This is a genomic window from Bradyrhizobium sp. CB82 (assembly GCF_029714405.1).
Taxonomy (GTDB): domain Bacteria; phylum Pseudomonadota; class Alphaproteobacteria; order Rhizobiales; family Xanthobacteraceae; genus Bradyrhizobium.
This window is the reverse complement of record NZ_CP121650.1, coordinates 245,333-270,287: the sequence shown is the minus strand read 5'-3', so window position 1 is coordinate 270,287 and position 24,955 is coordinate 245,333. Positions and strand designations below refer to the sequence as shown.

Genomic DNA, 24,955 nt, shown 5'->3' with positions numbered 1-24,955 from the left:
ATCTGCCTAGTTCAGCCTTGGGAACCGACGCCGATGACTGAGCCCTTCATAGTCCGCCGCGAGACCCATATCCCGGCCCCGCGCGCCACTGTCTTCGCTTACCTCGCCGACCCCGACAAAATCGTGAACTGGATGGGCACGGAGGCGGCGATGGAGCCGCATCCCGGCGGGCTCTATCTGCTCAAGGGTATTGGCCAGCGCGGCGGCATCGCCCGCGGCGCTTTTCGCGAGGTCGTTCCGGTGCATCGTCTCGCCTACACGTTCGGTTGGGAGGGCGGCCAGGAAGTGCCGCCCGGCTCGAGCCTGATCGAAATTGACCTGATCGAACGCGATGGCGGCACGCTGTTGCGCATGACGCACAGCGGCCTGCCGACCGCAGAACAATGCGAAGCGCATAACAAGGGCTGGGAACACTATCTGGGCCGGTTGAGCCTCGTGGCCGGGGGTCGTGACCCCGGACCCGATGTGATGCAGCCCGCGAACCGAATGTGACGTCGGTTCTGCGCTACACGGCCGCGGTCGCCACCACCTGCGCCAGGAGCTGCTCGCGCCTCGCCTGAGAGCGCTGGCCTTTCATCGTCGCGGCAAAACGCTCGAGGATGCCGTCCTCGAACGCGGTGACGATGGTGTCGTGGACGTAGCTCCTGCGGCAGATCGCCGGTGTGTTGGAGAGCTGGTCGGCAGCCGCACGAATCGCGTCCAGCACCTGCCGCTTGCGGCCGCGCTGGCTGGTTGCCGGCGTGATCCGCGACAGCGATTCCACCACGACGGCCGAGGCCATCAGGGTGCGAAAATCCTTCAGCGAAATCTTGATGCCAGCGATCTCGCGCAGGAATGCGTTGACCTGCGTGGTGTTCACCGAACGCACCGTACCGTAGGCATCGCGATACTGGAACATGCGCTTGCCCGGCACGCTGCGCAGGATGCCGATGGCACGCACGAGCTTGGCCGCGTCGCACTCCTTCCGCACCGCCTTGCCGCCCTTGGCCTTGAAGGTCAGCACGAAGCAGTCGTCTTCCAGCGTGACGTTGGACTTCAGCAGCGTGGTGGCGCCGCGGGTGCCGTTGAGACGGGCGTAGGATTCATTGCCGGGACGGATCGCGGTGCGTGCGATCAGCTCGATCACCGCCGAGAGCGCGAACTCACGCGTCGGCTCCTCGCCCGACAGGAACATGGACACCTTGCGCCGGATCTTCGGCAGCGCGCCAACGAGCTTCTCCAGGCGATGCGCCTTGCGCTGCTCGCGGACCTTTTCCCAGTCGGCGTGGTAGCGATATTGCAAACGCCCTGCGGCATCGCGCCCCACCGCCTGGAGATGCGAGTTCGGGTCGGCCGAGTAGCGTACCTCGCGATAGGCCGGCGGCACCGCCATGGCGTGCAGGCGGCGGATGGTGCGGGCGTCGCGGATATGGGCACCGTTGGGACGGACGAAGGAGTAGCCCTTGCCGCGCCGGATGCGGCGGATGGTCAGCTCGTTCTGGTCGCCGAGCCGCAAGCCGAGCTCCCTCGCGAGCGCCTCGACCGTCGCAGGGGCCGTGTCATAGGTCTTTTTCGGGTTGGGACGCTTGAAACCGGTCGGTTTCGGCCATTGTCCGAGCGCCTTGGCCAGCGCAATAGCGGCGGGATCGGCTGAAGCGGGCCGCATCGTCCCGAAATTCTGCTGATCCATCATAGCCTTACGCCTAAGCTCCGCCTGTTATCGAACAATGCGGTTGTTTTGATGTTTGTTCCGTCGGGTCTCTTTGGACCCGGTCAGGCCATTTAGGGGGTTCCGAACGGCATTGCGAGTCCCGAATCAGTGACGAATGGTTTCTAAATACCTCCAATCCGCGCATGGGCGCCCTGCGCGGGCGGCTTCCGGAGATCTCGGTAAAGAAGCCGGCGGGTCAGATCGGCGTCTGTTTCAGATTTGCGACAGGCATACTGCCCAGCTTGATCTTGCTCATGGTTGCTTGCCCGCCGAAGGTCCAGCTTGTCCTCCTTGTCGGGTCCGGTTAGCCCGACGCATAATCATTCGAATGACGACGTCGGCATTGCCTGAGCTTGCCGCTTGTGGAGGGAAAACATGTCCGAGAAGATCTACGACGTGCCGGCAGAGTGGGCGAAACGCGCCTGGGTCGATCAGGCCAAGTACAAGGACATGTACGATCGCTCGATCTCGGACCCGAACGGCTTCTGGGCCGAGCAGGCCAAGCGCGTCGACTGGATGAAGCCACCGACCAAGATCGAGAACGTCTCCTTCGCGCCCGGCAACGTCTCCATCAAATGGTTCGAGGATGGCGTCCTCAACGTCGCCTGGAACTGCATCGACCGGCACCTCGCCAAGCGCGCCAACCAGACCGCGATCATCTGGGAAAGCGACGATCCCTCGCAGTCCCGGCACATCACCTACAAGGAGCTGCACGACGAGGTCTGCCGGATGGCCAACATCCTGCGCACCCGCAACGTCAAAAAGGGCGACCGCGTCACCATCTACCTGCCGATGATCCCCGAGGCCGCCTACGCGATGCTGGCCTGCGCGCGGATCGGCGCAATCCACTCCGTGGTGTTCGCCGGCTTCTCGCCCGACAGCCTCGCCCAGCGCATCAACGACTGCAAATCCAAGGTCATCATCACCGCGGACGAAGGCATGCGCGGCGGCAAGAAGGTGCCGCTGAAAGCCAATGTCGACTCTGCGCTCGCCAAGACCGAAGGCGTCGACTGGGTCATCGTCGTCAAGCGCACCGGCGGCAAGGTCGATATGAATCCGTCGCGCGACCTCTGGTACCACGACGCGGCCAAGATGGTGACGACGGAGTGCCCGGCCGAGCACATGCACGCCGAGGATCCGCTGTTCATCCTCTATACGTCGGGCTCGACCGGCACACCGAAGGGCGTGCTGCACACCTCCGCCGGTTACCTCGTCTATGCCGCGATGACGCACCAATACGTGTTCGATTATCACGACGGCGACATCTACTGGTGCACCGCGGACGTCGGCTGGGTCACAGGCCACAGCTACATTCTCTACGGGCCGCTGTGCAATGGCGCGACCACGCTGATGTTCGAAGGCGTGCCGAACTACCCCGATAATTCGAGGTTCTGGAACGTCATCGACAAGCACAAGGTCAACATCTTCTACACCGCGCCGACCGCGATCCGCGCGCTGATGCAGGGCGGCGACGAGCCGGTGAAGAAGACCTCGCGCGCTTCGCTCCGCCTGCTCGGCTCGGTCGGCGAGCCGATCAATCCGGAGGCGTGGGAGTGGTATCACCGAGTCGTCGGCGAGGACCGCTGCCCGATCGTCGACACCTGGTGGCAGACCGAGACCGGCGGCATCCTGATCACGCCGCTGCCGGGCGCGACCAAGTTGAAGCCTGGCTCGGCGACGTTGCCGTTCTTCGGCGTGGTGCCGGAGATCGTCGATGCCGATGGCAAGGTGCTGGACGGCGAAACCACTGGCAATCTCTGCCTCACCCGGTCGTGGCCGGGCATGATGCGCACGGTCTATGGCGATCACGCCCGCTTCGAGCAGACCTATTTCTCGACCTACAAGGGCAAGTATTTTACGGGCGACGGCTGCCGGCGCGACGCCGACGGCTATTACTGGATCACAGGCCGCGTCGATGACGTCATCAACGTCTCCGGCCACCGCATGGGCACCGCCGAGGTCGAGAGCGCGCTGGTCGCGCATGAGAAGGTCTCGGAGGCCGCCGTGGTCGGCTTCCCCCACGACATCAAGGGCCAGGGCATCTACGCCTATGTCACCCTGATGGCCGGCGTCGAGCCGACCGAGGATCTACGGAAAGAGCTCGTCACCTGGGTGCGCAAGGAGATCGGCCCGATCGCCTCGCCGGACCAGATCCAGTTCGCGCCCGGCCTGCCCAAGACCCGTTCCGGCAAGATCATGCGCCGCATCCTGCGCAAGATCGCCGAGGACGAGCCGGGCAGCCTGGGGGACACCTCGACGCTCGCCGATCCCGCCGTGGTCGACGACCTCGTCAAGAACCGCCAGAACAAGAAGCAGACGTCGGCGTAAGCCAACAACACTTGTCATTCCGGGGCGGTCCGCAGGACCGAACCCGGAATGACGGGATTCCGGGTCGCGCTGCTGCGCGCCCGGAATGACGGCGCTTGGTCCTCACGCACTTGTCAGGGCGTGCGCCGGCGCGGCCGCATGTTTCTCGGCGAGTGTTGTTTTCCGGTCATTTACTTTAATTCGAACTTTTCCTTTGTCCCCGCGGCTGGCTGGGCCCAAGGCGCGGCGCGTGGAAACCATCCGGTTAACGCGCGCGGTTAAGAATACGCGGTTAAGAATACGTGGTTAAGAATACCTGGGCGAGCGGGCGATTTCCGGGATTTGCGTGCATTTTGAACGACCCGTTCGGGGCGACGGATAAGGAAGCAAGCGATGTCGATGAGGATTGCGGTGGCATTGGCCGCCACCATCGGGGCAGGGATCTTGATGTCGACGGTGGCCGAGGCGCGGCCGGAAGTCGTGGGGCTGCACGGTGGCGAATATTCGCCGGGCACCATCGTGGTCAAAACCAACGAGCGCCGGCTCTATCTCATTCTCGACGACGGGCACGCCATGCGTTACCCGGTCGGCGTCGGCAAGTCCGGCAAGCAGTGGGCCGGCACCACCCGCATCGACGGCAAGTACCGCAACCCGGCCTGGTCGCCGCCGGCTGAAGTGAAGCGCGACAAGCCACAGCTTCCCGACGTGATCCCTGGCGGCTCGCCGCGCAATCCGATGGGGGTTGCGGCGATGACGCTTGCCGGCGGTGAATACGCCATCCACGGCACCAACGTGCCGGGCTCGGTCGGCGGCTTCGTCTCCTATGGCTGCATCCGCATGCTCAATGACGACATCACCGATCTCTATAGCCGCGTGTCGGTCGGCACTCCGGTGGTGGTGACGCGCTGAGATCGATTTGCATCAAGGCGAACGATAAAGGCCGCGCTTTCTGCGCGGCTTTTTTAGTGCCAGAAACGCCAGCCGCGCGCGCACCAGCCCTCGCGATGGCCACCGTTATAGCTGCGCGTATAACCGCCCGCGAGCAGCGCCGGCGAGACGTTGGCCGTGCGCTTTGTCGCGACGTCGGCAACGATGCGGCCTTGATATTTGTCCGGTCCGATATTGTAGATGGCGATGCCGCCCTCACGCAGCAGATTGCGCAGCGCGTCCGTCGCGGCCTCGGCCTTCTCCAGTTCCGCGCGGCAGGACGCCTTCAGCTCAGGCGCATCGATGCCGCGCAAGCGGACCCGCGTGACGAGATCACGGCCATCCTGTTGGTGCACGCGCGCGACAAAGGTGTCGCCGTCGATGGTGCGGATCACGTCCACGCCGTAGCGGACGTCAGCCTTGCCGGCGTGCTGCAACACGATCTCGGCATCCTGCGCCCGGTCATCCCCGACATGCGGAACGGGCCAGTTCGTGCCATGCCGGTAGGTGAGCACGATCGCCGTCACGACAACGACCACGAACATCCATGGCAGCAGGCCCGCAAAGCGGCGGCCAAATGGCGCGCCGCTGAACGAGGGCCGATACGGAGTGATTCGGTCGCGGGACGACATCGGCCGAGGCTAAAGCATGATCCGGAAAAGTGCGAAGCGGTTTTCCCTCGCGGCAAACGCGGAACGCGTTTGCCGGAGACCATGCGCGATCAATAATCCAACGCGGGATGACGATTGATCTCAATCTCGTCGCGCTTTAGTCAGCCGGCAAGAGACAGCCCGGTCTCAGAAATCCGAGGCGATGCCCTTGCGCTCCCAGTCGCCGAAACGCGTGGGCTCGGGCCCTTTCGGACCCTGCAACTCCTTGGGCGCGGCTTTGGCATTGGCATTGGCCTCAGCCGCCTGCCGGCGTGCCTCAGCTTCCGCCAACGCGCGCTGGGCGGCCGGCGTGAGCGGCTTGCGCTGGGGCGGGCTTGAGGGAGTGTCGTTCATCTCTGGCTTCCTAGCCCAGGCGCGCGCCGCGCGCGATCCAAAAAACACAGCGCTTGTGGCAGAGATCGTCATGCTGGCTGAAAAAACCAGAGTCGATTCTTACATTTGGCATATTCGCATGCCACAGATGCGCTTCTTAAGGCATGCGCCCTCACGGCGGAACTGCCGCTCGCTCAGAACCTTACCTTCGCATGCCGTCTCAACGTTTTGCTCCACCGACCGAAGTGCCTGGTCTCGCGGCGCGCCGGATCGCCGCCGACATCGTCGATGGTGTCCTCCATAAGCGCCGCACGCTGGACGACCAGCTCGATGGGGGCGGCGCCCATCCCGGACTGAAGACGCTCGCCGATCGCGACCGCGCGCTGATGCGGCGCATGGTGGCGACTGTCCTGCGCCGGCTCGGCACGCTCGGCCACGTGCTGTCGCGTCTGCTCGACAAGGGCATCCCTGCCGAGGCACCGCGCGCGCAAAGCGCGCTTCTGATCGGCGCTGCGCAAATTCTCTGGATGGATGTTCCCGATCACGCGGCCGTCGATCTCTCGGTGCGCCTGGTGCAATCCGACCGCCGTGCCGCGCGCTATGCCGGCCTCGTCAATGCCGTGCTGCGCCGCTGCGCGCGCGAGGGCAAGGCGCTGGTGGAGGAAGTCGCGACGCAATCGCTCGACCTGCCGCCCTGGCTGCTTGCGCGCTGGAGCACGCATTATGGTGAGGCGACCGCGCGCGAGATGGCGCTCGCGCTCGGCCATGAGCCCTCACTCGATCTGACCGTGAAGTCGGATGCCGCGCAATGGGCGAGCCGCCTGCATGGCGAGGCACTGCCGACCGGAACCGTGCGTACGCTGCTGCACGGCTCGGTGACCATGCTGCCCGGTTTCAGCGAGGGACAATGGTGGGTTCAGGACGCCGCGGCCGCACTGCCGGCCCGGTTGTTCGGCGATGTCGCCGGCAAATCCATCGCCGATCTCTGCGCCGCTCCCGGCGGCAAGACGGCCCAGCTGGTTCACGCCGGCGCGAATGTTGTCGCTGTAGACCGTTCGCCGGCGCGCGTGGCACGGCTGCGCGAGAACCTGGCGCGGCTGTCGTTGCGGGCCGAAACAGTCGTCGCCGACGCCGTGGAATGGGCGGGTCCGCCGCAAAGTTTTGACGGCATCCTGATCGATGCGCCCTGCACTTCGACCGGCACGATCCGCCGCCATCCTGATGTGGCCTGGCTGCGCCAGGAGTCCGACATTGCGGCGCTCACGGCACTTCAGCAGCGCCTGCTGGGCAAATCCGTCTCGCTGCTCAAACCGGGTGGAACGCTGGTCTATTGCACCTGCTCGCTGGAGCCTGAGGAAGGCGAGCAGGCGATCGCCGCGCTGCTGGCCGCCGAACCGGCGCTGCGCCGCGTAGCGATCCAGCCGTCCGAGGTCGCAGGGCTGGCTGAGATCATTACCGCCGACGGCGACCTGAGGACCCTGCCGAGCCACCTGCCAAACGCCGACCCACGGCTCGGCGGGCTCGACGGATTCTTCGCCGCCCGGCTCGTTAAATCCTGATTTTGCACCGGATTTTGCGTAGCCGATGCTGATTCGCCGCCTTTCAAGGTGGTGTCAGCCGGCCGATTTTGGGATTAAAAGGATTCGTCAGGAATCCTCTCCCCCTTCAAGGCAAGGCGTGTCGGTCGCTCAACGCAGACGCATCTCGACGCTGGTCATGAACCGCTTCGCGCGGAACATGCTTGCGCGCGCGAGCGGCGGTTCCGTGACGCTGTCGCGGCTGTGGCCGGGCCGCACCGACCGGCTGATCATCGCGCCGCACGATTTACGCACCGCGGATGCCACCCGCGCGGCGGAGATCTATGCCGGGCGATTCGTGTTCGCCGGCAAGATTGTCAATTGCCATGGCCGCTCGATCTTCGATCTCGAGCCGCCGTCGGAAGACTGGGAGGTCGCCCTGCTCGGCTTCGGCTGGCTGCGCCATTTGCGCGCCGCCGACACCGCGCTGACCCGGGCCAATGCCCGCTCGCTGGTCGAGGACTGGATCTCCAATCCCGCCAACAAGCGCCGGGCCGTGGCCCGCCGCGCCGACGTGCTGGCTCGGCGCGTGATCTCGCTGCTGTCGCAGGCACCGCTGGTGCTGGGTGACACCGACAACAAATTCTATCGCCGTTACTTGCGGGCGATCGCGCGCGAGCTCCGCTATCTCCGTTTCACCATGGTCGACATCCCGGACGGGGTGCCGCGGCTGCAAGTGTTGATCGCGCTCTGCTACGCCTCGTTGTGCCTTGCCAACCAGGCGCGCCATATCCGCAGCGCCTCGCGCAAACTGTCCGACGAGTTGCAACGCCAGATCCTCCCCGACGGCGGACACATCTCCCGTAATCCAGGCGCATTGATCGAGCTCCTGATCGATTTGCTGCCGCTGCGGCAGACCTTTGCGGCGCGCAACATCGCGCCGCCGCCGGCGCTCCTCAACGCGATCGACCGCATGATGCCGATGCTGCGTTTCTTCCGGCACGGCGACGGCAACTTTGCGCTGTTCAACGGCATGAGCGCGACGCCGTCGGATCTGCTCGCCACGCTGCTCGCCTATGACGATACCCATGGCGCGCCGATGGCGACCATGCCGCACACCGGCTTCCAGCGTCTCGACGCCGGAGCGTTGACGCTGATCATGGATACCGGCGCGCCGCCGCCGGCCAATGTCAGCCACGACGCCCATGCCGGCTGCCTGTCGTTCGAATTATCCTCGGGCACGAGCCGCATCGTGACCAATTGCGGCATGCCGACGACGGGACGCGACAATTGGCGGCCGTTCGCGCGCGGCACCGCGGCGCACTCCACGCTGACCTATCACGAAACATCGTCCTGCCAGTTCGTCCAGCTGTCGGCAATGAAGAAGCTGTTGCACGGCGCACCCGTGATCAGCGGGCCGGCGGTGGTTGAGAATTTTCGCGAGGTCGTGGCGAACGGCACGCTGCTGACGACGTCCCATGACGGCTATCTCGCCAAGTTTGGCGTGATCCACCGGCGTGTGGTGATGGTCGCCAATGACGGCACGCGGCTCGACGGCGAGGACACGCTGTCACCGCCGCAAGGCGCGCGGCTCAAGGGCGCGAATACCGATTTCGCGCTGCGCTTCCACCTGCACCCGGCGGTGAAGGCGAGCCGGCTGTCGGACGCCCGCGGCGTGATGCTGGTGCTGCCGAACCGCGAAGTCTGGACCTTCGAGGCGCTCGATGACAAGGTCGAGCTCGAGGACAGCGTATTCCTGGCCGGCAATGACGGGCCGCGCCGCACCGCGCAGATCGTGATCCGGCAGGACGCACGCCAGACCCCCTCCATCCGCTGGAGCTTTGTCCGCTCCACCGCCTCGCCGGCGGTCACCAATGCCCGCCGCAACGCCCGGCGCGAGCCGGAACTTCCGCTGTAAACGCGCGCGGCTCGCGTCTATCTAGCCGTTGTGAAGAGCGTCGAAAGCTGGTAACGAGCACCCGCTCGCGCGACTGGCGACCTTGGATGGAGCACCATCGGGAAGCGCGGGACATATCTGCCGCGCGCCTGGGCATAGGTACTCCCCACACAGAGGATCTTGCCCATGACTGATCATCCCCGCCGCGTCACCCGCGCCCTGCTCTCCGTTTCCGACAAGACCGGCCTGATCGAATTCGCCAAGGCGCTTTCCGCCCATGGCGTCGAGCTGGTGTCGACCGGCGGTACCGCCAAGGCGATCGCGCAAGCCGGCCTCAAGGTGAAGGACGTCTCCGAGCTCACCGGCTTCCCCGAGATGATGGACGGCCGCGTCAAGACGCTGCATCCGAAGGTGCATGGCGGTCTGCTCGCGATCCGGGACAACAAGGAACATGCGGAGGCGATGAAGACGCACGGGATTGCGCCGATCGATCTGCTCGTCGTCAACCTCTATCCGTTCGAGGCAACCGTCGACAAGGGCGCCGGTTTTGAAGAGTGCATCGAGAACATCGACATCGGCGGTCCCGCGATGATCCGCGCCGCGGCCAAAAATCATGACGATGTCGCCGTCGTCGTCGAAGCGCAAGACTATCAGGCCGTGCTCGATGAGCTCGCCGCCAACAACGGTGCGACCACGCTGAAGCTGCGCCGGCGCCTCGCCGCCAAGGCCTATGCCCGCACCGGCGCCTATGATGCCGCGATCTCAAACTGGTTCAACCGTCAGCTCGAGATCGATGCGCCCGACTACCGCGCCTTTGGCGGCAGGCTGATCCAGGCGCTGCGCTATGGCGAGAACCCGCACCAGACCGCCGCGTTCTATGCGACGCCTGACAAGCGGCCCGGCGTCTCGACCGCGCGGCAGTTGCAGGGCAAGGAGCTCTCCTACAACAACATCAACGACACCGACGCGGCCTATGAGTGCATCGGCGAGTTCGACGCCAAGCGCACCGCGGCCTGCGTCATCGTCAAGCACGCCAATCCCTGCGGCGTCGCGGAAGGTCCCGACCTCGTCACCGCGTATCGCATGGCCCTCGCCTGCGACTCGACCTCCGCCTTTGGCGGCATCATCGCGATGAACCGCGCGCTCGATGCGGACACCGCGCGCGAGATCACAAAAATCTTCACCGAGGTGATCATCGCACCCGATGCCAGCGAGGAAGCGATCGCCATCATCGGCGCGCGCAAGAATCTGCGCCTGCTGCTCGCCGGCGGCCTGCCCGACCCGCGTTCGGCGGGTCTCACCGCCAAGACTGTTGCCGGCGGCTTGCTCGTGCAGAGCCGCGACAACGCCGTGGTCGACGACATGACGTTCAAGGTGGTCACCAAGCGCGCGCCGACCGACGCCGAGATGCGCGACCTGAAATTCGCGTTCCGGGTGGCAAAGCACGTCAAGTCCAACACCATCATCTACGCCAAGGATCTCGCGACCGTCGGCATCGGCGCGGGCCAGATGAGCCGGGTCGATTCGGCGCGGATCGCGGCGCGGAAGGCCCAGGAGGCGGCGCACGAGCTGAAGCTCGCCGAGCCCCTCACCAAGGGATCGGTCGTAGCATCCGATGCGTTCTTCCCGTTCGCCGACGGCATGCTCGCATGCATCGAGGCCGGCGCCACCGCCGTTGTGCAGCCCGGTGGCTCGATGCGCGACGACGAGGTGATCAAGGCTGCCGACGAGCACGGCATCGCCATGGTGTTCACCGGCACGCGGCATTTCCGGCATTGATCTACTTGTCATTCCGGCGCGCCAGCGCGAACCCGGAAATCTCGCGCAGCAACATCGGCATTCTCTGGTGCGCATTTGCGCACCAGAGTTCATCGCTCCGCGATGCCCCGGAATGACGACAGTGGAGGCGGCTGCTCCCTCACCCGCATCAACAGCGCGAGCCCCGCGGCGAAGAACACCACCAGCACGCCCATGCCGGCCTTCTGGCTCGCGGTCCCGGCCGTGATTGCGCCGATCAGAAGCGGGCCGATAAAGGATGTCACCTTTCCGGTCAGCGCGAACAGGCCGAAATACTGCGCGATGCGGTCCTTTGGCGCGAGACGGATGAGGAGCGTGCGCGAGGCGGCCTGGAGCGGGCCGCCGGCAGCGCCGATCAGACAGCCCAGCACGAGATAGGCGCGTTCGGCCGCGCCCGCGAACAGGGTGCCGCCCGGCTCGGGCGAGGCGACCTTGATGAACAGGATCGAATCCTTGTCGACCAGCAGGATCGCGGCGAGCGACAGCAAGAGGACCAGCATGCTGCCGGCGATCACGCGCTTCGGTCCCAGCAGATCGTCGAGCTTGCCGCCGAGCCATGCGCCGAAGGTGCCAGCGATCGCCAAGATGATGCCGAAGGTGCCGATCTGGATCGTCTGCCAGCCGAACGTGCCGGCGGCGTAGATGCCGCCGAAGGCGAACAGCGAGACGAGGCCGTCGCTGTAGATCATGTTGGCGAGCAGGAACGTCGCCAGCGATTGCTGCCGCGGCAGTTCGCCGAGCGACTGCTTCAGTTGTGCAAGGCCGGCGCGCAGCGCCTGGCGCACCGGACGCTTGGCCGGGTAATCCGGCGTGAACACGAACATCGGCGTCACGAACACGATGAACCAGAGTCCCGTCAGCGGCCCGGTGATGCGATCGCCTTGATGCGTGGCCGGATCGAGCCCGAACAGCGGCGTGAAGCCGAGCAGCGTGCGTCCGGTCTCTGGATTCGCGGCGAGGAAGCCAAGCACGATGATCAGGCTGATGATGCCGCCGACATAGCCGGTGGCCCAGCCATTGCCGGAGAGCCGCCCGATGCGCTCCGGCGGCACCAGTGTCGGCATCATCGCATTGTTGAAGACGGTCGCGAACTCCGCACCGACGCTGGCGAGCGCCACCGCGGCGAGCAACGCGGGAATGATGCTGGCGTCGCCGGGCTTGCCGATCCACAGCGCGCAGGAACCCAGCACCAGCATGGCGCCGAACGCCGCAATCCAGGGCTTGCGCCGGCCCGCGGCGTCGGCGATGGCGCCCAGCACCGGCGACAGGAGCGCAATGACCATGCCGGCCGCCGCCATCGCGAATCCCCACAGCGATTGTCCGGTCGCAGGGTCCGGCGCGACGCTGGTGGCGAAATAGGGCGCGAAGACGAATGTCGTGATCAGGGTGAAATAGGGCTGCGCAGCCCAGTCGAAGAAAATCCAGCTGACGACGGCGGCGCGCGGCGGATAGGTCCGCTCCGTGTCGGCCATATCGGCATCAGACGCGATCGTCGTCATCAGCATTCCTTATCACGAACAGTTTTGCATCACGAACAGTTTTGCCCCACTTGGCGCAACCGGTATAGCATTGCCGCGACGGCTGTGGAGTGGCGCCAAGACAAGGCAAAAACAAGACACAGCAGAAGGAAGGCGCGGTGGAATTTTGATGATGTCGTTAGTTCTGGCACGACGAAAAGTCGTAGCCGCCATCGCGATTCTAGGTATCTGCCTGTTCCCGGCGCGCGCTCAGGATGCGCGCCGCATCTACCAGCCGCCAGCGCTCGACACCGTTCACGCCATCGCCGCCGAGCATGGCATGGTGGTGGCGCAGGAAAGGATCTCCGCGCAGATCGGCGCAGACATCCTGCGGAGTGGCGGCAACGCGGTGGACGCCGCGGTCGCGACCGGTTTCGCCATGGCCGTGACCTATCCGCGGGCCGGCAATATCGGCGGCGGCGGCTTCATGGTGATCCACTCAGCCGACCGCAAGCAGGACATCGCAATCGACTATCGCGAGACCGCAACAAGCGCGACCACATCAGATATCTTCCTCGGCGCCGACGGCAAGCCGGACATCGCGAAGTCGCGCGACTCCGCGCTCGGCATCGGCGTGCCTGGTACGGTCGCGGGGCTGGCGCTGGCGCTGGAGAAATACGGCTCCGGCCAATTCACGCTGGCGCAGTTGCTGAAGCCCGCGATTTCGCTCGCCCGCGACGGTTTCGTCATCAGCGACGACATCGCCGACACACTGCCGGGCGCGCACAAGCGACTAGCCCGCTGGCCGGCGTCGGCGAAAATCTTCTCGCGACCGGACGGCACGCCGCTGCAAGAGAATGACCGGCTGGTGCAAGGCGATTTGGCTGAGACGCTGTCCACCATAGCCGCCCGAGGCCCGCGCGGATTTTACGAGGGACCGATCGCCGAAAAGCTCGCCAAAACCGTCACCGATGCCGGCGGCATCATGACTCCAGATGATCTGCGGTCATACGAGCCCGTCATCCGCGAGCCGGTGCGGGGAAGCTACCGCGGCTTCGACATCGTCTCGATGCCGCAGCCGTCATCGGGTGGCGTGGTTCTGGTGGAGGCCCTGAACATCCTGGAAGGCTTTCAGCTCTCGGACCTGAAGCAGGGCTCGCCGGCCTCGCTGCATCTGCTGATCGAAGCCATGAAGCGCGCCTATGCGGATCGCGCGCGCTATCTCGGCGATCCGGCTTTCGTCGAGGCGCCGATCGAGACCCTGATCGCCAAGGACTATGCGGCGAAGCTCCGCGCCGGCATCAGCGCCGACAGGGCCACGCCGGCGAAAGAGATCGCGGCGCGCGCGACACCGCCGCGCGAAGGCAGCAACACCACGCATTTCTCCGTCGTCGACAGCCGCGGCAATGCGGTGAGCAACACCTATACGCTGAACTTCAGCTACGGCGTCGGCCTCGTCGCCGACGGCACCGGCGTGCTGCTCAACAACGAGCTCGACGATTTCACCGCAGCGCCAGGCGCCGCCAACGCCTATGGCCTCGTCGGCTACGAGGCAAATCTGCCGGGGCCGGGCAAGCGGCCGCTGTCCTCGATGTCGCCGACCATCGTCCTGAAGGACGGCAAGCCGGTGCTGGTGACGGGCTCGCCCGGCGGCAGCCGTATCATTTCGACGGTGCTCCAGGTGATCGTCAACGTGCTCGACTATCATATGGATGTCGCCGCTGCCGTCGCAGCGCCGCGGCTGCATCACCAATGGCTGCCGGATGAAGTGCGCGTCGAACGCGGCTTTTCCGACGACGTGCTGTTCGAGCTGAAGGCGATGGGTCACATCGTCGTCGAGCCGATGGGCCAGACATCGGCCAACTCGATCGCGGTGACGCCGAGCGGGCCGTTCGGCGCGCCCGACCCGCGCACACGGGGCTCTGCTGCCGAGGGACAATAGGCTTTCCCTTTTGGGAGCCCCGCGATCAATGGCGCTGGTTTTCCGGCGCCGCAGCGCGTGCTACCACCCGTCAACGAGTAGACGGGGAAACGCCATGACCACAGCCGAGCCAACCGAGCGCATCGAGCGCGCCGAGATCGAAGACACCAGCCTTCTTGCCTTCTACCGCGACATGAACGTAGCCGAACGGCGGACGTTCTGGGCCTGCGCCGCCGGCTGGGCGCTCGACGGCATGGACTTCATGATATATCCGCTCGTCATCGGCACCATCATCGCGCTGTGGAAGGTCGATGCCGGCTCTGCCGGGCTCGCCGGCACCGTCACGCTGCTGGCGTCCGCGATCGGCGGCTGGCTCGGCGGCTATCTCTCCGACCATATCGGCCGGGTCAAGACGCTCCAGTTCACCATCATCTGGTTCTCGTTTTTCTCGCTGGTCTGCGCGGTCGTGAAGAATTTCGACCAGCTCCTGGTCGCGCGCGCCCTGCTTGGCCTCGGCTTCGGCGGCGAATGGGCGGCGGGCGCAGTGCTGATGGGCGAAGCGATCCGGCCGCAATATCGCGGGCGCGCGGTCGGCTCGGTGCAATCGGGCTGGGCCGTCGGCTGGGGGCTTGCGGTGCTGTCGCAGGCGATCCTGTTCTCGCTTCTTCCTGCCGAGACGGCGTGGCGCTGGATGTTCGTGATCGGCGCGCTGCCGGCCCTCCTGGTGTTCTACATCCGCCGCTCCGTCACCGAGCCGGAGATCGCGGTCGCGGCGCGCGCGAAGCAAGCGGAAACCGGCAGCCATCCAAAGCTGTGGGAGATCTTCTCCTTCCCGATCGTCAAGACCACGGTCCTCGCGTCCTTGATGGTGACCGGCTGCCAGGGCGGCTATTACGCGATCACCTTCTGGGTCCCGCAGTTCCTGACCAAGGAGCGGCATCTCACCATCGTCGGCTCGACCGGCTATCTCGCCGCGTTGATCATCGGCTCCTTCGCCGGCTATCTCGTCGGCGCCTGGCTCGCCGACCGCATCGGCCGGCGCAATCTGTTCCTGATCTTCTCGCTCGGCGCGATGGCCGTGGTGCTGCTCTACACGCAATTGCCGCTCACCAACGAAATCCTGTGGCTGCTCGGCTTTCCCCTCGGCTTCTTTGCGTCCGGCTATTTCTCCGGTGTCGGCGCCTTCCTGACCGAGCTCTACCCGACGCGGCTGCGCGGCTCCGGCCAGGGCTTTTGCTACAATTTCGGCCGCGGCATCGGCGCGCTGTTCCCGTTCCTGGTCGGCGCGCTGTCGGCGACGACCTCGCTTGCCAATGCGATCGCGATCTTTGCGGCCGCGGCCTATGCGGTGTTCTTCCTCGCCGCCTTTGCGCTGCCGGAGACACGGGGCCGCGTGCTGCGTGCGGATTGATAGAGTGCTGTCATTCGGGGCGCGCGAAGCGTAAACCCGGAATGATGAAGAAAACTACCGCCCGACCTGATACGGCCCGCCCTTCTCCAGTGCGCGTTGATAGGCTGGACGCGCGTGGATGCGCTCGAGGAACGCCATTGCCTTGGGATGGCCCTGCTCCAGGCCGCCGCGCGCTTGGGCCGCTTCCAACGGAAAGCTCATCTGGATGTCGGCCGCGGTGAACTCGTTGCCGGCGAACCACTCGGTTTTGCCGAGCTCGCCTTCCCAATAGTCCATGTGCTGCTTGATCTGCGGGTTGACCAGCGCAGTCAGCGCCTGGTTCGACACTTTGCGGACCAGAGGGCGCAGCAGCGCCGGCGCACGCTTCGGCATCAGCGTGAACAGCAGCTTGAGCAGCAGCGGCTGCATCGCCGAGCCTTCGGCATAGTGCAGCCAATAGGTGTAGCGCAGACGCTCCGGCGTGTTTGGCGGCGGGATCAGGCGTCCTTCACCATAGGTGCCGACGAGATATTCGACGATCGCGCCTGATTCGGCGATGGTGTTGCCTTTGTCGGTGATCACGGGCGACTTGCCGAGCGGGTGGATGGCGCGCAACTCCTTGGGCGCACGCATGTCCGCCTGGCGCTGATAGCGCACGATCTCGTACGGCACGCCCAGCTCCTCGAGCAGCCACAACACGCGCTGCGAGCGTGAATTGTTGAGGTGATGAACGGTCAGCATTTTTTGAGGTCCCCCGGGTGGTCTCGGGCGCGTTGGTGCCAGCCCGGCGGGCGAATGTCGAGCCGGATGGTCGGTATTTTTACCCGGGCATATTGACGCTGCTATTTTACCCGGATATTAAATGGACCGTCAGGTGTGATTTCGTAGTGATTTCAATGCAGGCAACCTTCACAGCCTTTGTGGGCCAACGGCGTCTGGCCTCAGGGCCGATCGCGGATGTGGTCCTGGCGGTCAAGCGCGCGGATGCGTGGGCGGGCTCGCCGATCGTGATCTTCAGCGACCTGACCGGACGGTCGGTGGATTTCGACCTGCGCGGCGACGACCAGGAGGTGCTGGCCCGCCTGGCGACGATCGCGCCGGCGCAATCCGATGCCGGCATCGAGAAACCGAGCGCGCCGCGCGGCCGCGGCCGGCCCAGGCTCGGCGTCGTGGCGCGCGAGGTGACGTTGCTGCCGCGGCACTGGGAATGGCTCAACGCACAGCCGGGCGGCGCCTCGGTCGCGCTGCGCAAGCTTGTCAACGAGGCGCGACGCGCCAGCGGCGATCGCGACCGCGAGCGGCAGGCGCGCGATGCCGCCTACCACTTCATGTCGGCGATGGCCGGCAATCTCGCGCATTTCGAAGAGGCCTCGCGCGCGCTGTTCGCAGGCGATCGCCGGCGCTTCGCGGCGGAGATCGTCGACTGGCCCGCCGACATCCGCGACCACGTGCTGAAACTCGCAAGCAGCGACCGCGCGTAGCCGAGTCTTTTCCACCGCGATCAACGACCGCAGCCGCGCTGCGTTCCGCGGCAACGGTTGCGCATGCCCAATCGAAAGCGACCTCCTATGCGCGCATCATGATGGTCTCGATGCCCTTGATCTTCGTCCTCATGCTCATGGCAGCCATGCTGCGTGGCGTCGGCGACGCCATGACGCCGCTCGTGGCGCTGGCCATCTCGGCCGCGATCGGTCTCCTAGCAACGCCGGCGTTGATCCTAGGCTGGTTCGGCCTGCCCCGGCTCGGCATCGTCAGCGCGGCCTGGGGATCAGTCGTATCGAGTGTGCTCACGCTCACATGGCTTGCCTTTCATCTCCGCCGCCGCGAGCACGTGCTGATGCTCGGCACCGCCCTGGCGCGCGCGATGCGGCCTGACCTCGCGCTGCTGCCGACGCTGCTGCGCCTCGGCATCCCGGCCGCCATCGGCATGGTGGTGATGTCGGTGGCGGAGCTGGTGTTGCTCGGCCTCGTCGGCGATTGCGCTCAGCCGCATGATCGGAGTCGAAGGCGTCTGGGCCGCCTATCCGATCACGTTCTCTGCCATGTTCATTCTGCAGATGGGCTATTACCTGCTGGTGTGGCGAAAGCGCGCAGTCCGGCGTCTGATCTGATCGACTCATCAGAGTATGACGACCATCATTAAACAGTAGACCCGCCACGCCGGCTGCGCCACAATTGCGCACAAACTCACGGGAGGACGGTTTTGACGCGCGCGGCCCCACAATTCCTGTTCGATTTCGGCAGCCCCAATGCGTTTCTCAGCCATGAGGCGATCCCCGCGATCGAGACGCGGATCGGCATGAAATTCGAATATGTGCCGATTCTGCTCGGCGGCATCTTCAAGGCGACCAATAACAAGTCGCCGGCCGAGACACTTGCCGGCATCAAGAACAAGCGTGAATTCCAGGCGGTCGAGACCGAGCGCTTTCTCAAGCGCTTCCATGTGCAGCCCTATGTCTGGAACCCGTTCTTCCCGATCAACACGTTGAACCTGATGCGAGCCGCGATCGCGGCGCAGCTCGAGGGCGTGTTCGAACGCTATGTCGAGGCCGCATTCCATCACATGTGGCGCGAGCCGAAGAAGATGGACGATCCGGAGGTCGCGATGAAGGCGCTCGCGTCCTCCGGGCTGGATGCGCAAAAACTGTTCGCCCGCGCCCAGGAGGGCGAGGTGAAGGCGAGACTGATCGGGAACACCGAGGAGGCCGTCGCCCGCGGCGCGTTCGGCTCACCGACCTTCTTCGTCGGCAAAGAGATGTTCTTCGGCAAGGAGCAGCTCCGCGAGGTCGAGGAGATGGTGTCGGGAAAGTGATCCCTCCTCCAGGGCGAAGCGAGCTATCTCCCCGATGTCGTCCTGGCGAAGGCCGGGACCCATGACCACCGAACGTCGTTGTTCTGGTGAATCGGACCTCTGACTTGTCCGACACCGAGCAATCGGGGGAGCGGGTCCTGGCCTTCGCCACGACGACGGCGAAGCAAGCGCAACAAGAGCAAGAACAAACGGAGCATCCCCATGCGCATTCTCGTGGTCGGCGCCGGCGCCATCGGCGGCTACTTTGGTGGCAGGCTGTTGCAGGCCGGGCGCGACGTCACCTTCCTGGTGCGGTCGCGGCGGGCAGCAGAGCTTGCGAGTGCCGGTCTCGTCATCAAGAGCCCGAACGGCGATGCGACGCTGACGAACCCACCGGTGGTGCAGGCAGACAAGCTCACCGAAAAATTCGACGTCGTGCTGCTCAGCTGCAAGGCGTTCGACCTCGACGACGCCATGAAATCCTTTGCGCCGGCGGTCGGGCCGAACACGACGATCATTCCGGTGCTCAACGGCTTGCGGCATCTCGACGTGCTGGACCAGAAGTTCGGCGCCGAGCACGTGCTCGGCGGCCTCTGCGCCATCGCCGCGACGTTGAACGAGAAGCGCGAGGTGATGCAGCTCCAGCCGATGCAATCGATCAACTACGGCGAGCGCGACGGAAAACTGTCGGCGCGGGTGAAGGCGATCGACGAAGCCTTCACGAGCGGCATCGCCGGCGCGGGTGCGAGCCAGAGCATCATGCAGGACATGTGGGAGAAGTGGGTGTTTCTCTCCTCGCTCGCGGCATCGACCAGCCTGATGCGCACCTCCGTCGGCAACATTCTGGCGGTCCCCGGCGGCAAGGATTTTCTCCTGGGCATGCTCGATGAGACCAGCGCGACTGCGACCGCATCGGGCTATGCGCCCGGCGGGCCGTTCTTCGAGCGGGTCAAGGGCTTGATCACCACCGAAGGCTCGCCGATGACCGCGTCAATGTTCCGCGACATCAAGGCCGGCCTCCCGGTCGAGGCCGACCACATCATCGGCGACCTCATCGCGCGCGCCGATGCTGCAAAAGTGCCGGTGCCAAAACTGCGCATCGCCTATACGCATTTGAAGGCGTATGAAAAACAGCGGGCGGGGTAGGAGTTTGCTGCTTGCACTTTCCGCTACGGCAAATGCGCGAGATAATGCGCCAGTGCGGTGATTTCTTCCTCGCTCAGCGAACAGGCGATATCCGTCATGGCGGCGACGCCGCCTCCGACGCGCAGAACTGGTCGCCGGTATAGAACTTCATGCCGAGCGGAGCGACATGCGCCCCTAAGTTCAGCACGGACGGTGCAGATGCGCTGCGTGCACGCGATGAGAATTGAGACTTATGAGCCTACGGGATAAGGCCCGTGGTCGAAGATCGTGTCATGATAACCTTTTGAGCCGACCTGACGCGCCAGCTCGCTGCGAAACTCGCTGTTTGCGCGCAGACTGCTCAGCACGTGGGCAAAGTCGAATGCGGGCCGCCAACCCAATTGGCGGCGGGCGCGATCGTTGACGTAGACGCGGTCGATGGTCGGAAACAGGCGCCAGCCCCGTGCCGCATAGAGCTCCGCGCAATCGGGATAGAGCGTGCGCACAACGCTTGCCGCATCCTCGGCCAGGGCTTTGAGGTGGCTTTGCGTGAATGGGCTCGTCGCCGACACGATGTAGCGCGCGAAGCCGATTCTCGGCGCGTGCTCGACGGCGAGCAGATGCGCGCTCACCGCGTCCGCTATATCCAGCCGACGATAAAGCAGCTCGTTCGCCTGCGCGTTCTCGGTCCCAAAGCTCGCGCGTGCGATGGGATCGTCGTCCTCTTCCGGAAAGAAGCGGGAGGTTCTGAGCACGATGACGGGAAGACCGCGCTCGCGAAAGAACAGCTCGCACAGATTCTCCGCCATCAGCTTGGAGGTGCCGTAGATATTCTTCGGCACCGACGGCAGATCTTCGGTGACCCAGACCGCGGCGTCCCCCGCGCCCGGCTTGAGCTGCGAGCCGAACGCGCTCGTGGTGCTGGTGAAGACGAAGCTCTTCACGCCAGCGGCAGTGGCCGCCTCCAGCAGGTTGAGCGTGCCGGTGACGTTGGTGTCGATGAAATCCTGCCTGGAATGCGTGGCGACATGCGGCTTGTGCAGGGTCGCGGTATGGATGACGGCGGTGACGCCTGCCATCGCGGTCCGCACGAAGCCGGAATCCGTGATCGAGCCGACGGCGTCGGTGAACTCCGATTTCCGCAAATCAACCCCATGCAAAGGCAAGCCGCGCGCGTAAAGCGTCCGGAGAATGGCTTCCCCGAGATGGCCTGCGCTGCCCGTGACCAGGATTGTCATTCCAACGTCCAACGCACATCCGGACGGGGCCGCCCAAGGGCGATCCAGTCCTGTCAGGCTCGACGCTGGGAGAAATTGGAGCGGGCGAAGGGGCTCGAACCCTCGACCCCGACCTTGGCAAGGTCGTGCTCTACCACTGAGCTACACCCGCGTCCTGTGTCGGTCGCATGACGCGCCGGCAACGGCTGTCGTATGCCAAAAGCGGAGGGCGAATGCAACAGCTACCGGCAGCATCAATTCGCTTTCCAGCACCCCATATGGGCTCGAATCGGGGCGAAAACGATCCCAAACGCCCAGGAATCACCGAATCACTCGGCATGCATTGAAATTCGGCCGGCCCGGCCCAATTTAGGAGCCGGAACCGCAGCATATGGGCGCGCGACGTGCTAAAGAGCCGCCTTTCCAGACATCAGATGAGGGACTTCCGTGACGATCATTGACCAGGGCAACGGAGCGGCGGGCCAGGCTGCGCCCGATCTGATCAAGGACACGACCACCCAGACCTTCGTGAAGGACGTCATCGAGGAATCGAAGCGCCAGCCGGTGCTGATCGACTTCTGGGCCGAGTGGTGCGGCCCGTGCCGGCAGCTCACCCCGGCGCTCGAAAAGGCCGTCAAGGCGGCCAAGGGCAAGGTCAAGATGGTCAAGATGAACATCGACCAGCATCCGGCGATCCCGGGCCAGATGGGCATCCAGTCGATCCCGGCCGTGATCGCCTTCATCAACGGCCAGCCGGCCGATGGCTTCATGGGTGCGGTACCCGAGAGCCAGGTCAACGCCTTCATCGAGCGCCTGACCAAGGGCGTGACCGCGCCGGGCGAGGTCAACGTCGCGGAGATCGTGAAGGAAGCCGACGCCGTGCTCGCCGAGGGCGACGTCACGGGCGCCGCGCAGATCTATGCCGAGGCGCTGTCGCACGACGCGACCAACATCGCCGCGCTCGCGGGCCTTGCAAAATGCTACGTCACCTCGGGCGCCATCGAGCAGGCCAAGCAGACGCTCGCCATGGTGCCGGAATCCAAGCACGGCGATCCCGCGGTGAAGGCGGTGCAGGCCGCAATCGATCTCGCCGAGCAGGCGGAGCAGCTCGGTCCGGTCGGCGATCTGGAACAGAAAGTCGCCGCAAATCCGCTCGATCATCAGGCCCGCTTCGACCTTGCGACCGCGCTCAACGCGCAGGGCGACCGGGCGGCCGCGACCGACCAGCTGCTGGAAATCGTCAAGCGCGACCGCAAATGGAACGACGATGGCGCACGTAAGCAGCTCATCCAGTTCTTCGAGGCTTGGGGCGGCGCTGATGATGCGACCGTCGAGGGACGCAAGCGGCTCTCGACGATCCTGTTCTCTTAAGGCGATAGACATCATGTGAATCAGCGGGGACCGGGGTATGCCGATCAACATCGAATATCGCGGGCCCGCCGATCTTCCCGAGATCATCCCGGTGTTTCCGCTGCCCGGCGCGCTGCTCCTGCCGCGCGGGCAGATGCCGCTGAACATCTTCGAGCCGCGCTATCTGGCGATGGTCGACGATTCCTTGCGCGACGGCCATCGGCTGATCGGCATGATCCAGCCGGATGTCGCCCATTCGCCGAAGAATTCGGACAAGCCGGTGCTGTTCAATGTCGGCTGCGTCGGCCGCATCACCCAGCTCGCCGAATCCGGCGACGGCCGCTACATCCTCGAGCTCACCGGCATCGCGCGCTTCAAGGTGGTCGAGGAGCTGGAGGTGCTGACATCCTACCGGCAGTGCAAGGTGGACTTCTTCGCCTTCACGGATGATTTCATCGCCCGCAAGGGCGAGGACGCGGTCAACCGCGAGGCGCTCCTGGTGGCGCTGGCCGACTTCCTGAAGGCCAACAACCTCAAGGTCGATTGGGAAGGCGTCGAGAGCGCACCCAACGAGGCGCTGGTCAATGCGCTGGCGATGATGTCGCCCTATGGTCCCGCGGAGAAGCAGGCGATGCTGGAAGCGCCCGACCTGAAGACCCGCGCCGAAATCCTGATCGCCATCACCGAGATGGACCTCGCCAAGAAGCGCACGAGCGGCGATCCGCCCCTGCAATAGCGATCGCGGTTCGCTTTAGTATCCAGCCACCGCCATCGCCACCACGGCGCTCAATGCCATCCAGCCGAAATGGCGGCCGCGCGTTGCGAAGGCATTGGCGAAGGTGGCAAAGCCGAACACGACAGCCAGCGTGATGACGATCCAGTGGCGCGCGGGCTCGGACGCCATCCATGGCGTGGCCAGCAGCAGGACGCCGCCGCCGATCCAGGCGACCGTCGAGGTCTGCCAGACCAGACGGATCAGGGTCCGTAAGCGTTCCGGTTCGATTTTGGCGCGGGCAAAGACCTTGGTCTCGCCGAGAACGCCGTGAGCGAACGCCACGACGATCGTGGCCAAGCCGGCGCATTGCAACAGCAGATCACGCATGGGTTCGTAACCTCGCACGATCGGTCCATACACATCTGTATGGTTGTAGGCACGGGATTGCCCGCTGTCAATACAGGAGTGTATGGTTGAGCATCATACGGAACCCCGACATGACCGAGCAGCTTTCTGCCCAGGACTGGATCAAGCAGGGCCTGAAGGCGCTCACCAAAGGCGGCTTCACGTCACTGAAAGCCGATCCGCTCGCCAAAACCATGGGCGTCTCCCGCGGCAGCTTCTACTGGCACTTTGCCGATCTCGGCGCGTTCCACGCCGCGGTGTTGAAGCGCTGGCGCGAGATCGCGGCCGAGCAGATCATCGCCGATGTCGAGGCCGACAGCGGGGGCGAGCCGCTGCGCGCGCTGTTGCGGCGGAGCTTTGGCGCCCGGCTCGATCTGGAGCGCGCGGTGCGCAACTGGGCGGCGTTCGAACCGGCGGCGCAAGCTGCCGTTCGCGCGATCGACCGCCGCCGGCTCGACTACATCGAAGGACTGCTCGAAAAGCGCGGCCTAGCCTCGGCCGCGGCACGGACGCGCGCGCAAATCCTGTACTGGACGTTTCTCGGCTTTGCGCTGTCGGACACTCAGCTGCCGGCAGCGCGCCTGGAGTCGCTGCTCGACGAGCTCTTGCGGATGATCTTGGCGTAACGACGGCTCAGCCTGCGGCGACCGCGTGCCGGGGCGGCTCGGATCCGATCAGCCGCATCAAAGCGCTCGTGACCAGGACGACGGCCGCATAGATCACGAGCTGCATCCCGGTCGGCTGATCGGTGTAGCCGATCAGCGTGTGCAGGGTGCGGCCCAAGATGCTGTCCTCGGAGAGCAACCAGCTCGTGTCCCACACCACGGTGCCGAGCGCGGTGAGCCAATTGGCGCGTTCAAGGAACGAGACCGCCTGCGCGGCCATGCCGGCCGCGAGCAGGGTGATGAGCACCGTCGTGGTCGTAAACAGCGCGCGCGGCGGAATCCGCAGCAGGCCGAAATAGGTCAAAAGGCACACCGCGCCGCCGAGCACGAGGCCGAGCAGGCCGCCCAGGAACAGGCTCATCGCCGGGCCGCCATCGGATGCGGCAACGCCGTAGAGAAACAGCGCCACCTCGCTGCCTTCGCGCAGCACCGCGACCCCGACCACGACCGCGAGCGCCAGCAGCGATTTGGAGCCTTCGGCGACCGCCTGGCCGACGGCGCGCAATTCGCCCGCCATCTCCTTGCCATGCCGCGCCATCCAGACATTGTGCCAGGTCAGCATGACGACGGCGACGGTAAGGATCGCCGCGTTGAACAGCTCCTGCCCCATGCCTTCAAACAGCTGCGACAGGGCGCCCGCAAACGCCGCGACCACGCATGCGCCCACAACACCCGCCAGCACCCCGCCCACGATCCAGCGATTGCGATGCGCAACGGAGCGCGTCACCGCGAGCACGATGCCGATGATCAGACCGGCCTCGAAGACCTCGCGGAAGACGATGATGAGCGCGGCGAGCACGA

At 65.2% G+C, this 24,955-nt stretch carries 23 protein-coding genes, 1 tRNA gene, 1 pseudogene and 1 riboswitch; of the genes and pseudogenes, 15 read left to right on the top strand and 10 right to left on the bottom strand.

The annotated features are described in order from the left end of the window. Positions 1-33: 33 nt before the first annotated feature. The gene (locus QA640_RS01260; protein ID WP_283038982.1) at positions 34-492 is read left to right on the top strand and encodes an SRPBCC domain-containing protein; all 459 of its coding nucleotides are present in this window, start codon (positions 34-36) and stop codon (positions 490-492) included. Positions 493-505: 13 nt separating this feature from the next. On the opposite strand, the gene QA640_RS01255 is transcribed toward QA640_RS01260, so the two are convergent. After that, entirely contained in the window at positions 506-1,672 is a 1,167-nt protein-coding gene (locus tag QA640_RS01255) for a DNA topoisomerase IB (protein WP_283038981.1), read from the bottom strand. 393 nt (positions 1,673-2,065) lie between these two features. Here QA640_RS01255 and acs point away from each other — a divergent pair, with 393 nt between their 5' ends. Together acs and QA640_RS01245 are read left to right on the top strand one after the other, a co-directional pair. After that, positions 2,066-4,018 carry an acetate--CoA ligase gene (acs, locus tag QA640_RS01250; RefSeq protein ID WP_283038980.1) on the top strand — a complete coding sequence of 651 codons (1,953 nt, stop codon included), beginning with the start codon at positions 2,066-2,068 and terminating at the stop codon, positions 4,016-4,018. Between the two features lie 372 nt (positions 4,019-4,390). Continuing rightward, positions 4,391-4,906, top strand: a complete 516-nt coding sequence (locus tag QA640_RS01245) for a L,D-transpeptidase (protein WP_283038979.1) — start codon at positions 4,391-4,393, stop codon at positions 4,904-4,906. Positions 4,907-4,959: 53 nt separating this feature from the next. Here the strand turns inward: QA640_RS01245 and QA640_RS01240 are convergent, their stop codons facing one another. Next, on the bottom strand, positions 4,960-5,556 hold the full coding sequence (locus tag QA640_RS01240) for a thermonuclease family protein (protein ID WP_283038978.1): 597 nt from the start codon (positions 5,554-5,556) through the stop codon (positions 4,960-4,962). 165 nt (positions 5,557-5,721) lie between these two features. After that, entirely contained in the window at positions 5,722-5,928 is a 207-nt protein-coding gene (locus QA640_RS01235; RefSeq protein ID WP_283038977.1) for a DUF1674 domain-containing protein, read from the bottom strand. 191 nt (positions 5,929-6,119) lie between these two features. Between QA640_RS01235 and QA640_RS01230 the strand changes: the two genes are divergently transcribed. From QA640_RS01230 to purH, 3 genes are all read left to right on the top strand, one after another. Then, positions 6,120-7,466: a transcription antitermination factor NusB gene (locus QA640_RS01230; protein WP_283038976.1), complete on the top strand. Its 1,347-nt coding sequence runs from the start codon at positions 6,120-6,122 to the stop codon at positions 7,464-7,466. Positions 7,467-7,623: 157 nt separating this feature from the next. After that, entirely contained in the window at positions 7,624-9,342 is a 1,719-nt protein-coding gene (locus QA640_RS01225) for a heparinase II/III family protein (RefSeq protein ID WP_283043085.1), read from the top strand. Between the two features lie 59 nt (positions 9,343-9,401). Next, positions 9,402-9,483, top strand: a riboswitch (ZMP/ZTP riboswitch). A gap of 24 nt (positions 9,484-9,507) precedes the next feature. After that, positions 9,508-11,100 (top strand): bifunctional phosphoribosylaminoimidazolecarboxamide formyltransferase/IMP cyclohydrolase, encoded by a 1,593-nt coding sequence (gene purH / locus QA640_RS01220; RefSeq protein WP_283038975.1) that lies wholly within the window; start codon positions 9,508-9,510, stop codon positions 11,098-11,100. Between the two features lie 89 nt (positions 11,101-11,189). Here purH and QA640_RS01215 read toward each other — a convergent pair whose 3' ends face one another. After that, complete coding sequence (locus QA640_RS01215) at positions 11,190-12,617, bottom strand: MFS transporter (protein ID WP_283038974.1); 1,428 nt, start codon at positions 12,615-12,617, stop codon at positions 11,190-11,192. Positions 12,618-12,768: 151 nt separating this feature from the next. On the opposite strand from QA640_RS01215, the gene ggt reads away from it, so the two are divergent. Beyond that, complete coding sequence (gene ggt / locus QA640_RS01210) at positions 12,769-14,517, top strand: gamma-glutamyltransferase (RefSeq protein WP_283043084.1); 1,749 nt, start codon at positions 12,769-12,771, stop codon at positions 14,515-14,517. A 94-nt stretch (positions 14,518-14,611) separates the two neighbouring features. Then, entirely contained in the window at positions 14,612-15,907 is a 1,296-nt protein-coding gene (locus tag QA640_RS01205) for an MFS transporter (protein ID WP_283038973.1), read from the top strand. Between the two features lie 54 nt (positions 15,908-15,961). Here QA640_RS01205 and QA640_RS01200 read toward each other — a convergent pair whose 3' ends face one another. After that, the gene (locus QA640_RS01200; protein WP_283038972.1) at positions 15,962-16,627 is read right to left on the bottom strand and encodes a glutathione S-transferase; all 666 of its coding nucleotides are present in this window, start codon (positions 16,625-16,627) and stop codon (positions 15,962-15,964) included. 155 nt (positions 16,628-16,782) lie between these two features. On the opposite strand from QA640_RS01200, the gene QA640_RS01195 reads away from it, so the two are divergent. The 4 genes from QA640_RS01195 to panE all read left to right on the top strand — a co-directional run bounded on the left by QA640_RS01195 (position 16,783) and on the right by panE (position 19,823). After that, complete coding sequence (locus QA640_RS01195) at positions 16,783-17,367, top strand: DUF2239 family protein (protein WP_283043083.1); 585 nt, start codon at positions 16,783-16,785, stop codon at positions 17,365-17,367. Between the two features lie 110 nt (positions 17,368-17,477). Next, a complete protein-coding gene (locus QA640_RS01190; protein WP_349253685.1) occupies positions 17,478-18,029 on the top strand; it encodes a hypothetical protein in 552 nt (183 codons plus the stop codon). Positions 18,030-18,089: 60 nt separating this feature from the next. After that, positions 18,090-18,698, top strand: coding sequence for a 2-hydroxychromene-2-carboxylate isomerase (locus QA640_RS01185; RefSeq protein WP_283038971.1), 609 nt, complete (start codon positions 18,090-18,092; stop codon positions 18,696-18,698). A 201-nt stretch (positions 18,699-18,899) separates the two neighbouring features. Then, entirely contained in the window at positions 18,900-19,823 is a 924-nt protein-coding gene (panE, locus tag QA640_RS01180; RefSeq protein WP_283038970.1) for a 2-dehydropantoate 2-reductase, read from the top strand. 23 nt (positions 19,824-19,846) lie between these two features. Here panE and QA640_RS01175 read toward each other — a convergent pair. From QA640_RS01175 to QA640_RS01165, 3 genes and pseudogenes are all read right to left on the bottom strand, one after another. Further along, positions 19,847-19,945: pseudogene (locus QA640_RS01175) on the bottom strand (cytochrome c4); the annotation flags it as partial. A 108-nt stretch (positions 19,946-20,053) separates the two neighbouring features. After that, positions 20,054-21,040: an NAD(P)-dependent oxidoreductase gene (locus QA640_RS01170; RefSeq protein ID WP_283038969.1), complete on the bottom strand. Its 987-nt coding sequence runs from the start codon at positions 21,038-21,040 to the stop codon at positions 20,054-20,056. Between the two features lie 76 nt (positions 21,041-21,116). After that, positions 21,117-21,191, bottom strand: a tRNA-Gly gene (locus QA640_RS01165). Between the two features lie 275 nt (positions 21,192-21,466). On the opposite strand from QA640_RS01165, the gene trxA reads away from it, so the two are divergent. Then, a complete protein-coding gene (trxA, locus tag QA640_RS01160; protein ID WP_283038968.1) occupies positions 21,467-22,390 on the top strand; it encodes a thioredoxin in 924 nt (307 codons plus the stop codon). A gap of 37 nt (positions 22,391-22,427) precedes the next feature. Then, positions 22,428-23,105: an LON peptidase substrate-binding domain-containing protein gene (locus tag QA640_RS01155; protein WP_283038967.1), complete on the top strand. Its 678-nt coding sequence runs from the start codon at positions 22,428-22,430 to the stop codon at positions 23,103-23,105. A gap of 15 nt (positions 23,106-23,120) precedes the next feature. Here the strand turns inward: QA640_RS01155 and QA640_RS01150 are convergent, their stop codons facing one another. After that, positions 23,121-23,471, bottom strand: coding sequence for a hypothetical protein (locus tag QA640_RS01150; protein ID WP_283038966.1), 351 nt, complete (start codon positions 23,469-23,471; stop codon positions 23,121-23,123). A gap of 110 nt (positions 23,472-23,581) precedes the next feature. On the opposite strand from QA640_RS01150, the gene QA640_RS01145 reads away from it, so the two are divergent. After that, positions 23,582-24,115 carry a TetR/AcrR family transcriptional regulator gene (locus QA640_RS01145; protein ID WP_283043082.1) on the top strand — a complete coding sequence of 178 codons (534 nt, stop codon included), beginning with the start codon at positions 23,582-23,584 and terminating at the stop codon, positions 24,113-24,115. A 7-nt stretch (positions 24,116-24,122) separates the two neighbouring features. Here QA640_RS01145 and QA640_RS01140 read toward each other — a convergent pair whose 3' ends face one another. Next, positions 24,123-24,953: an FTR1 family protein gene (locus QA640_RS01140; protein WP_283038965.1), complete on the bottom strand. Its 831-nt coding sequence runs from the start codon at positions 24,951-24,953 to the stop codon at positions 24,123-24,125. Positions 24,954-24,955 lie beyond the last annotated feature (2 nt).